We start from the raw sequence: 10,722 nt of genomic DNA, 5'->3' as shown, positions 1-10,722 counted from the left end.
GCTCAATTCTTAGCTGGTATGGCATTTAATAATGCAAGCCTTGGATATGTACATGCTATGGCACATCAATTAGGTGGATTCTACAACTTGCCTCATGGTATCTGTAATGCTATTTTACTTCCAATAGTATCTGAGTTTAATATATTAGCTCGCGCTGAGAGATTTGCTGAAATCGCTGCTGCAATGGGTGAAAATATTAGTGGACTTTCTGTTACTGTAGCTGCTCAGGTTGCAATTGATTCAATTAAAAGATTATCAAAATCAGTTGGTATTCCTGCAGGACTTACTGGACTTGGAGTTAAAGAAAAAGATTTCGAAGTAATGGCTGGAAATGCAAAAAATGATGCATGTCAGGCAACAAATCCACGCCTTGCTACTTTGAGACAAGTAGTTGAATTATTTAGACAAGCAATGTAATTTCATCCCTTTAAGCTTATTGGCGTAAGGTTAAAAAGATGATGTTCACTGGATATATTTATTAACATCGTCTGTATAATAAAGTAATACACATTTAAAGGTAATAAACACCTTTTCATTACTCCTAACAATGTTATGTGTTAGTTTACTAAATTAATTATTTAGATTCTACTCGATGCTTAAGACCCTCTGTTAGATATTCAGCTCCAAATTTATGCATCGTTTCTAAAATAGGAATTAGTCTTTGACCAACATCTGTTAGGCTGTATTCTACTTTAGGTGGTACAACAGGGTAGACTTCCCTGTGGATAAGATTGTCTTCTTCTAAACTTTTTAACTGGCGTGAAAGTACCTTTTGAGAGACATTAGGCAATTGTCTCTGAATATCGCTAAACCTAAGTTTATTATAATTTAAGTACCACAAAATTAATAATTTCCACTTTCCAGTAACCATGTCTTCAATTAAAAGCATTGGACATTTTTCATACTGAAGACACTTATCTTTCATAAAACATTGTTCATGTCTATTTGATAATTGATCCACTCTAAACACCTCGCTAGTTTGTGATGACTTTATTGTCACATATTAAAAAATATATTTCCAAACTGATTGCTAATAAGTTTTATAGGAGTAGGAAAATATGTTTTACAATTATTTATTATACACTAAAATAAATTTTAATTGTTAAATTGAAATATAAATAAAGGAGATTATTATGAAAAATGTAGCTATTAAAAATGGATTGATTGGTGGAATAATGGGGGCAATAATGAGTGGGTTAATGAATTACTATCTGATACCGTTCCCCAAAACCATTTTAAGTAATGTCTTAGGCAATAGTATGAGTGGGTTTTTAAGTGGATTTATGGGGGGATTTATTGGATTACTCATGTATTTAAAACATAAAAATTAATAATGTGATTGGGAGGATTTATAATGAATTATTTTGAAAATGTGGAAACAAGTTTAATAGAAATTTGTGAAGAGTGCAAATATTATAAAACAAATCAATGTGTTTCATCAACATGCAATATAGGTTTTGCATTAAATGCTATAAGAGGAGCTAAAATTAATGGAGGAAAAACTATTAATGATGGCACTAAATTAATACCTACAACTGATATAAAATTCTATGAAAAAAATGCAATAGCAAAAGGGATAGCTAGTGTTTGTAGACTATGCAAGGGTTGTAGAGAAAATCATAATGAGAATTGCATTGTATCATTAAGTAGGAGGTCATTAGAAATCACATATTTAAAACAAGAAGTGGTGTATCCAGGTAATGTCTTAATGTACCTGGTCAATTTAGCAAAACAAGATTCTAATTTTGCAGATAAGATAAAAACTGAATACACTCATATGAGAATTATATGATTCTTTCCTAAGACTCCCTACTATAATCCCAACTTTTTTTATTCCCATGTGTAATCCTCCTCTATTTTTACTTTGTTTATATTAATACTAAAAAGTTTCTACCTTGATTTGATGCTTTTATACTAAAGACTATTATGAGATCCATCACAAAATGGAGGATTTTTACTATGCTTACATGCACAAATATAAGCAGTTTCATCTTTTTCAGCAGTAAATGCTAATGGTGTAAATGAAGTTCCTTTATGTGATCCATCACAAAATGGTTGGCTAGCACTTTTACCACAGGCACACCAATAATAAGTTTGACCTTTTTTAACGTCTACAGCAATTGGTGATTTTTGAGCTATTACAGGTTTTTCCATAATTATCTCTCCTCTTAATTCTTTCTATATTAATAAATCTTATTAATATGCACAATTTATTTGTTTAATCATTACTTATACCATGAACAACTGCAACTTTAACAATTATATCTCCTATTGCACATTGGCTTCTCTCATACCATCCATACCACGAACAGGACTTAAGTTTAGAAGATTATACGGTGGAGTTTTTCCTGTGACATAAAAATAAGCTGTTCTTATGGCTGCTTCCATAACGCCACCAGTATTACCAAAAATAATGCCAGCTCCAGTTCCTCTACCCAAAAGATTATCATAATCAGATGGAGTAAGTGCAGTAAACTTAATATCTGTTTTTTATTTGATGCATTTAATATTTATTTTAAAGTCTTCACTTACTTGAGAGTCAACTTGTAATTAGTACAATTTTTCATATTATCTTTTACATAATCTTTGAATTGCTACGATTATCTTAGTATTTCAGAAAGATGCTTAACAGCTGGTCTTTTTATAGGAATTTGTATTTCTGAAAGATGTTTGCTTTTATTTTTGGTAACTACAGAATCCACAATAATCCTTTCCACAGCATTACCTATAATTTTATAATCATTTTCTTTAATGTATTCCATCAACTGATGGTAGTATTTTTGAGATTTACCAAAGGCCTCCCTATAGTAGATACAGACATATTCACCTTCTTTTATTATTTTAACAAAGGGACTATTCTCTACATTCTCTTCTGGGAGAATAAAAATAGCATTGTATTCCCAGAAAATTTCATTTTCCAGAGCGCTTTGACTGACTGTTAGACCCACCATTCCAATAAAAATAGAAGAAGATTTAAAGGATTTATTTTCCAAATATTTCAGTGAAATTTCCATTTCGTCACGATTAGTTATAGTTTTCTTGGTGCACAAAGTTCTACGACTAGGTAGTCTTTTTATAAAAACCTTACCTACTTCCTTAACTTGCAGAGCATCCTCTATTTCCTGTATTCGCTTATCAAACCGCTCTCCTATTAAGCTCATTCGCTTAATTTCTTGTATATTAACCTCCTGCTGCTCTCTTAACAATTTTAATAAATTCTGTTCATCACCAGATTCTAAATGATGCTTTATAGATTTTAAAGACAACCCTAAATATTTAAGATAGTTGATAGTGTTTAATTTTTCAAACTGTTCCGGACAATAATAGCGATACCCAGTGGTCTGGTTAACTCTTGATGGCATAAAAACACCTATTTCATCATAATATCTGAGGGTTGCTATAGGAATATTATGCATTTTGGCCACTTCACCTATGTTGATTTCATGTTTCACAGTGCACTTCCCTAGTGTTAAAATTTTCTTGCTGACCTAAATTATCTAACCTCCATTACTCGAATCCTTTCCTTTGCCCGTTAATTTTCGATATTCTATTATTCTTATTCAATATCTATTTATTAATATCCTTTAATATCCACAAAAATATATATCATCCGATAGTAATCCTTCGATACATATGTTTTTATAATAATCTCATTACAATTTACAAAATAAAACTAGCAATATTAATTAATATATTACTCATTTTATTAATTTTAGTATATATTTATTACCCCACTGTCCACCAGTTACATTCTATTTAGAAGACGAATTATTTGTTGCTATAATATATATATGAATAAGGAGTAGTTCACTAAAAGTGAACTACTCCTTATTTTTTTTACATAAGTGCTCTTGGAAATTCATTTTTTTATATAGTGACAATTAACATCAATATGGTTTAAGAACAACAATAATCTTTCATAAAGTGGTTGAACTTTATCACCATGCATTGCCACTAGACTTTCGCCAATATCTTTTACAGTTTTCTTGCCATCTATCTGTAAAAACACACAACTTCCATATTCATCTAAAGAAGTTTTTTTATACTCTGGAATTCTAAATCTAAGTTTTCTAAAGAACTTTTGGACCTTATGCTCTTGTTTTTCAAGTATAGTCACAATATTGTCTTTATCTACTTCATACTCTAAATTATTAGAGACTTTAAATTTTATATTTAAAACATCTGTATTATTTTTTATCATCTTTTACCTTACTTGTCATTATAGGTATTATAGTAGCTATTACTAGACCTATTAATATTACAAATGCTATTCCATTAGAAGCAGCAAATCCACTTGGTCCATTTCCTTTTATAACACCTGATACTTGAAGTATTATACCTATAAGTCCGAGTATTGAACCACCGGCAACAAGACCCGACGATAAACTTATTCCATTAGAAACTTTAACATCTTTTTCTATCTTAGATTTAGAAGTTTTTTCTACATATACTCGAACTAAAGCACCTATTAATATTATAGAAGTTGTAGCTATTGGTAAGTAGAATCCTATAGCAATTGTCATTATAGGAAGTCCTAATAAAAATAAAACAATTCCCATTACAACACCAACAATTATCATAACCCAAGGTAATGTACCTGACATTATACCAGCAGTTAATGTTGCCATTAAGTTAGCTTGAGGTAGTGCAAACTGAACGTTATCACCAGTCATTGCAAGTTTATTAGAAAGTAACAATATAGTACCAATAACTACTGCAACACCAACTATACCAGCTATCGCATAATATTTTTGCATTTCATTTTTGTCGCCACCTACTATGAAAGTAACTTTTTGTGATTGACAGTAACCAGCTGCTACAGATATAACAGTAACTATAAATGTACCAAATAAAAGTAAAGATCTATTATTTGCAGGATTTTTCCATCCCATTACAACGAATAATAATGTTACAAGAACTAGAGAAGCTATAGTCATTCCAGATACAGGAAGATTTGAAGTTCCTATAGTACCAGTTAAACGACCAGAAACTATAGCAAATAGTAGTGATAAGAATAATGATAAAATAGAAGCAGCTATTGCCATTAATATATTACCACCAGATATCATGAACCCACCTATAAAACCGATTACTACACCACCAAGTAATATTATGTTTTCTAAAGATGAACTGCCAGAACCATTTGAAGCCTTAGCATTCATAGTTTCTTTTAAAGAAGAAATTATAGTAGGTATAAGCTTTATAGCACCTATTAAACCACCAGAAAGCATCATACCAGCACCGATATATTTCACATAACTACCAGCTATATTTTTAACGTGCATAGCATTAATAGCAACCTTAGGATCATTCCATACAGTTGCACCATCTTTTCCAAGGGTAGCGAAATAACCTATTAAAGGCATAATACCGAAGTTAGATAATATAGAACCAGCAAACATAGTTAAAGCAACATCTATACCAACTATGAATCCTATACCTAATAATAGAGGGTTAACTTCTACTTCGAATTTCCACTTGTAGAAAGATTCGTTTACAAAGCTTATAACGTTGTTAGCTACATTCAAAAATGAACTAGTTAGAACAGTTATAATACCACCTATTCCGAACCCGATTCCCATGTACTTCATTGCTTCTCCAGCACCTTCTGAAGCAACAAGTGTTTCAGATATAGCCATTGACTCAGGGTACATTAATTTACCGTGTTCTTCAACCATTAAGTAATTGTGAACAAGAGAAGCTATTCCTATACCAAATAAAACTCCACCTACACCAACAATAAAACCTTCTAAGAAAGTAACTTTAGAACCGATTAAAAGAATTGCAGGTAAAACAAATATTATACCACTAGCAACAGATTCTCCACCACTTGCCATACCTTGCACTAAGTTTTTACCAAATATGCCTTTTTGCTTAGAAAATGCGGCTATAAATGCTGAACCTATTATAGAACCAGGTATACCAGCAGCAACTGTAAGTCCGGATTTCATACCTGAATAGGCAGTTGATGCTGCGAATATAACAGCTAAAAAAATACCAATTATTAATACTGCAACGCTTCCACCAGATTTAGAACCATTTGAAATGTACGGCACGTAGTCTTTACCATCTACGCCACCATATGCATCTTTTGATAACTTATTATCTATAAGTCATACCCCCTTTTTATATTATGAATAATTATAACATGCTTTCGACATAAAACGATTTTTTTCAATATTATGAATAAAGGAATATATTTAGTTGTTTGCAATAGTCCCAATAATTATACAATTTATGCTTTATTTAATGAATTTAAATCTAAATCTCCAATTTATTACATGCCCATATAGCCATGGTCTTTATTTTATCATTATTGTCTTTACAAGCCTCTTTAATTAAATCATAATATTTATTATCCTTGCTATTGACCATAGCTCTTATAGCATTGCATTTCCACAACCATATTCTATCCTTACTTATATACCAAAACCTTGGAATTATAACGTTTAAGAATGTATTTTCATCCATTGTTAATATTTGTTCTAAAGATAATAAATTTGTTATGTTATCTATTTCAGGGAAATGTTCTTCGTCACTCCATTTTCCCTTGTTCATTGGGCACACATCTTGGCATTTATCACATCCGTACATCCAAGTTCCCATTTGATTCCTAATATCCTCTGATGGTAATTCAGAAGAATAAAATGATAAATGTGCAATACAACTTCCGCGATCCATAGTATAGTCTTCACACAACGCTTTTGTAGGACATGCATCCACACACCTGTGACAATGCTCTGGACAAGAATGCATTTTATCATCAGATTCTTTATCATACTCCATTCTAAGATCTACAATCCAAGTATCTATCCATACGAATGAACCAAATTCTGTATACACAAAATTATTTTTTCCAAAATAACCCAATCCTGCTTTAACTGCTGCCCATCTGGCTGATACTTCTTCTTGGCAAGTTTTCATACCTTGGTTCTCAAGGTATTGCGTAAATAAAATATTACCATAATACTCCTTTGAATTTTCTACTCTTCCATCAAATAAAAACACCTTTCCAAATAACTTATCTAAGTTTTCAGGAACCTTATATTTATTATACCTTCTAATACATACAATAATTGATTTTCCCCAAGGCGCTTTTTCTAAAGGTTCCGCAAGTCCAATAAGGTTTTTATATAGATGAGTTGAGCTAGGAAATTTCTCAACACGTACATTAAGATACTCACTAAACTCCTTAAAGGATTTCGCCTCAATTATTCCACATAAATCATATCCTAATTCATACGCCTTTTTCTTTACTTTAGTCGAAATGTCCTCCTGCATCACTTAATCCCCCTTAATTTATATTTTTAATTGTGAAACTTATTAATCGTAATTTGTGAAAGTTTCTCTAATACTTCCTTATGTAAATTGTCCGGACCATCTAATTTACTTTCATTATAGCGCAGAATTCTTGTTATTATGAAGGTTATTATAAAATACAAAATACATGCAACAAAAAATGTTTCAAAATATCTATAATATAGAAATTTAGTTATCACATTGACAACGTGATAATATTGTATTAAGATGAGCGTAAATGAAATGAAAGTAAACGAAATCAAATGAAACACTATAAAATATAAACACACATTAACTAACTATAAAATATGAAAAAAAGGATGTAAAAAAATGACTAAAAAACTAAATCTAATTAAAAGACTAATTCTATTTTTTATAGGGATGAGTATAATCCAAATTGGAGTAGCTTTGTTTTTAAAAACTAATATTGGTTCTGATCCATTTACTTTATTTACTCAAGGATTAGCATTTTCATTAAAGAAAACACCTGGAAATGCCAATATGATTATTTTATTTGTATTGTTTTGCATAATACTTATAGTTGAAAGAAAGCGTATCAAAATAGGAACAATTATATGCTTAGTTGGAGTAGGACCCATTATTGACCTTGGAGTAAAGGCTGTTTCATTTTTCCCAATTGCCTCTTTAAATATTGGTATAAAATTGCTTTTAGTTATATTCGGTTGTGTTTTAATTGCAATTGGATTTTCTATACTTTCAGCAAGTAATCTAGGTGTTGCACCAAATGATATTATACCATTTATTGTAAAAGATAAAACTAATTTACAATATCGTTGGATTCGTATGGCATTAGATATTAGCTTTGTAATAATGGGCTTTGCATTTGGTGGAATTTTTGGTATAGGTACAATAATATCTGCATTGTTAACAGGTCCTTGTATACAATTTTTCCTTCCATATGGAGAAAAGTTTGTAAATTCTATTGTTAAGGATCAAGTTGAAAATGAAGAGGAAGAACAGGTATCTTTAAGGGCTTAAATTTATACAATATCTCCGTTAAGTTTTTTAATGATACTATTAATCTTCTTTACCACTTTTCTACATTCTATTTTTCCCCATGCTACTATCATAACCTAAAGGTTTATTTTTTTAAAAAATAGCTAGTAAATACAATAATATTTACTAGCTAACCATTTAATAAATCATTTGTCCAACTTGGCATAATTATTTACCTATTACACCTTTATTTAATTTTTCAATATAATCATTAGCGACGACCTAATTCTGCCTATTATTCACAATTTCTATAGCTGCTTTACCAGTTATATGTTCGATTTTGATTTCAAGTAAACATACTCTATTCCATCCACTTTCAATTTCTCGCTGTCCTTCTTCAATATAGTCAGGTGAATACTTTTCAACTAAACTTTCAATGGCATATTTCCTTTCGTCATCTTCTGTAAGAATCCTTGCTCTACCAAAAACAGACACACTACGAAAATGGGTAGTAAAAGTCTTTTGTATTACTTCATCTTTTTCTATGACACAAAATGTCACCTTATCATTCCTTTTTATGCTGTCAATCTTATGCCCTTCTTTTGCACCATGAAAAAAGAGTTTTCCGTCTTTATAAGCATAACTTACTGGAACGGTATATGGATAATCATCATCGCCTATTACACCTAATACTCCAGATGTGCACGCTTGTAGAATATCGATTGTTTCTTCTTTGGACAATAATTGCTTTATTCTTCTCATTTTTCTAAACATAATTACACACTCCTATAATTCTTTCATTATTATTAAGCCCTTGTTTTTATTACGTTTTCTCAATAAATATTAGATAGTTAGTCTTTATCACTATTTTAGACTCTTTCTCTTATATTACAACCAAATCTTCCTCGATCATATTACAACTGTGTCTTAATCACATTTAATATATTCCTCTAAAAATGATTTTATCCTGCTACTATTGTAAAATAGGTAAAAAAATAAAGTTCCAAGGCATCCCTTAGAGCTCCTAACTATTCTTCAGCTTCGTAATATAAACTCATTTTAAATTTACTTGGTATCGTCAATCTAAAGAGTAAACCTTCTATATGAAATTTTTTATTGACTTTATAATAGCGCTATAGTAAAATTAACTAAACAGTTAGTTAGTTGTTATTTAATTAAATAATAATAAATAAACTTAGGAGCTTATTATGAAAGAAAAATCAAATTCACAGAATGACAAAGCACAGATAACTCAGAAAAAAATACTGGAGGCTGCAACTCAAATTTTTTCCGAAAAAGGTTTTTGTGGAGCTAGGGTGGATGAAATTGCTTCTAGAGCAAAAGTCAATAAAGCAATGATTTATTATTACTTTGAGAGTAAAGAAAGGCTGTTAAAAGAGCTTATCAATGGGTATAGAACAGAAACTAGTGAAGTAGTAGGAAATCTGGCAAAAAGCATTGACTGGAATGACGAAGAGCAGGCTGATAAATTTTATGAAGAATTATTTGATTATATGGAAGTAAAAAAAGATATATTACGAATTATAATTATTGAGGCTTTAAAAACTTCTTCTAGTGACGATACAATTTTTGATACTTTATTACCATCACTTGAATTTAAACTAAACAAGCTGCAGGAGAAAAGTATATCAATAGATGATTCTGTAGGGCTTATGTTATATTCATTTTTCTTTAGTATGGTGCCTGGAACGGTATTTTTAGCATTAGGGGATAGATGGTCTGAATTTTATGGCTTTGATAGGGAAAAGACAAAAAAAAGATTTAGAGAAGTGTTTAGAGAATTTCGTAAGGTGTATTATAAATCTGCAATAAAAGAAAAATAATGGGATCAGATTAAATGTAATATAATTACAGAACTTAATTTCTCAATGGGCTGTTAAAGCCTTTTTTTAATATTAACTAAATAGTTAGTTAATATTATGTTACAGAGTAGATAAGCATAAAGTTATGAAGGATGTGTGTTATATGGATAAACATGATGAACGATACATGTGGGTAGCCCTCACAGTTGTTATTGTAGGTACTTTTATGGCCATTTTGGACTCTAGTATAGTAAATGTGGCCATTCCTAAACTGATGACGATATTTAAAGTTTCTACAGATCAAATAGAATGGATACTTACAGGATATATGCTCACTATGAGTATAGTTATTCCATTTACTGGATACCTCGGAGATAGATTTGGGATTAAAAAGCTATATATTTTTGCCTTAACAGTATTTACTATAGGTTCTGCCCTTTGCGGATTGTCAACTAGTATTGACACAATGATTGCAGCTAGAGTTGTGCAGGCTATTGGTGGAGGTATGATAATGCCAGTTGGTATGGCTATGATATATCAGATTGTACCACTTGAAAAGAGAGGGTTAGCCCTTGGAGTTTGGGGTATATCAGCAATGGCAGCTCCTGCTATTGGGCCAACCTTAAGTGGATATATTATTCAA

General features: G+C 30.8%; 13 protein-coding genes and 1 pseudogene. 6 read left to right on the top strand and 8 right to left on the bottom strand.

Features of this window, described 5'->3' with window-relative positions; translation table 11 throughout:
- Positions 1-417 (top strand): annotated as a pseudogene (locus VIM70_RS11245) (iron-containing alcohol dehydrogenase); the annotation flags it as partial.
- 157 nt (positions 418-574) lie between these two features.
- Here the strand turns inward: VIM70_RS11245 and VIM70_RS11240 are convergent.
- Positions 575-961, bottom strand: coding sequence for a helix-turn-helix domain-containing protein (locus VIM70_RS11240; protein ID WP_331945851.1), 387 nt, complete (start codon positions 959-961; stop codon positions 575-577).
- Positions 962-1,133: 172 nt separating this feature from the next.
- Here VIM70_RS11240 and VIM70_RS11235 point away from each other — a divergent pair, with 172 nt between their 5' ends.
- Together VIM70_RS11235 and VIM70_RS11230 are read left to right on the top strand one after the other, a co-directional pair.
- Positions 1,134-1,331, top strand: a complete 198-nt coding sequence (locus tag VIM70_RS11235) for a hypothetical protein (RefSeq protein ID WP_331945850.1) — start codon at positions 1,134-1,136, stop codon at positions 1,329-1,331.
- Between the two features lie 23 nt (positions 1,332-1,354).
- Positions 1,355-1,792: a hypothetical protein gene (locus tag VIM70_RS11230; protein ID WP_331945849.1), complete on the top strand. Its 438-nt coding sequence runs from the start codon at positions 1,355-1,357 to the stop codon at positions 1,790-1,792.
- A 122-nt stretch (positions 1,793-1,914) separates the two neighbouring features.
- On the opposite strand, the gene VIM70_RS11225 is transcribed toward VIM70_RS11230, so the two are convergent.
- The 6 genes from VIM70_RS11225 to VIM70_RS11200 all read right to left on the bottom strand — a co-directional run bounded on the left by VIM70_RS11225 (position 1,915) and on the right by VIM70_RS11200 (position 7,281).
- Positions 1,915-2,154, bottom strand: coding sequence for a CDGSH iron-sulfur domain-containing protein (locus tag VIM70_RS11225; RefSeq protein ID WP_226136721.1), 240 nt, complete (start codon positions 2,152-2,154; stop codon positions 1,915-1,917).
- 114 nt (positions 2,155-2,268) lie between these two features.
- Positions 2,269-2,439, bottom strand: coding sequence for a hypothetical protein (locus VIM70_RS11220; RefSeq protein ID WP_331945848.1), 171 nt, complete (start codon positions 2,437-2,439; stop codon positions 2,269-2,271).
- 161 nt (positions 2,440-2,600) lie between these two features.
- Complete coding sequence (locus VIM70_RS11215; RefSeq protein ID WP_331945847.1) at positions 2,601-3,452, bottom strand: MerR family transcriptional regulator; 852 nt, start codon at positions 3,450-3,452, stop codon at positions 2,601-2,603.
- Between the two features lie 407 nt (positions 3,453-3,859).
- Entirely contained in the window at positions 3,860-4,201 is a 342-nt protein-coding gene (locus VIM70_RS11210) for a PqqD family peptide modification chaperone (protein WP_331945846.1), read from the bottom strand.
- Positions 4,188-6,110: an OPT family oligopeptide transporter gene (locus VIM70_RS11205; RefSeq protein WP_331945853.1), complete on the bottom strand. Its 1,923-nt coding sequence runs from the start codon at positions 6,108-6,110 to the stop codon at positions 4,188-4,190. The genes VIM70_RS11210 and VIM70_RS11205 overlap by 14 nt, the downstream gene beginning before the upstream one ends.
- A gap of 151 nt (positions 6,111-6,261) precedes the next feature.
- The gene (locus VIM70_RS11200) at positions 6,262-7,281 is read right to left on the bottom strand and encodes an epoxyqueuosine reductase (protein ID WP_331945845.1); all 1,020 of its coding nucleotides are present in this window, start codon (positions 7,279-7,281) and stop codon (positions 6,262-6,264) included.
- Between the two features lie 348 nt (positions 7,282-7,629).
- On the opposite strand from VIM70_RS11200, the gene VIM70_RS11195 reads away from it, so the two are divergent.
- Positions 7,630-8,298, top strand: a complete 669-nt coding sequence (locus tag VIM70_RS11195) for a hypothetical protein (protein WP_331945844.1) — start codon at positions 7,630-7,632, stop codon at positions 8,296-8,298.
- 240 nt (positions 8,299-8,538) lie between these two features.
- Here the strand turns inward: VIM70_RS11195 and VIM70_RS11190 are convergent, their stop codons facing one another.
- On the bottom strand, positions 8,539-9,030 hold the full coding sequence (locus tag VIM70_RS11190) for a pyridoxamine 5'-phosphate oxidase family protein (protein WP_331945843.1): 492 nt from the start codon (positions 9,028-9,030) through the stop codon (positions 8,539-8,541).
- 434 nt (positions 9,031-9,464) lie between these two features.
- Between VIM70_RS11190 and VIM70_RS11185 the strand changes: the two genes are divergently transcribed.
- Complete coding sequence (locus VIM70_RS11185; protein ID WP_331945842.1) at positions 9,465-10,100, top strand: TetR/AcrR family transcriptional regulator; 636 nt, start codon at positions 9,465-9,467, stop codon at positions 10,098-10,100.
- 142 nt (positions 10,101-10,242) lie between these two features.
- On the top strand, positions 10,243-10,722 hold a 480-nt coding region (locus VIM70_RS11180; protein WP_331945841.1), incomplete at its 3' end, for an MFS transporter.

It is taken from the genome of Clostridium sp. (genome assembly GCF_036569345.1).
Classification (GTDB): domain Bacteria; phylum Bacillota; class Clostridia; order Clostridiales; family Clostridiaceae; genus Clostridium_AD.
This window is presented reverse-complemented; position numbering and strand designations above follow the sequence as displayed.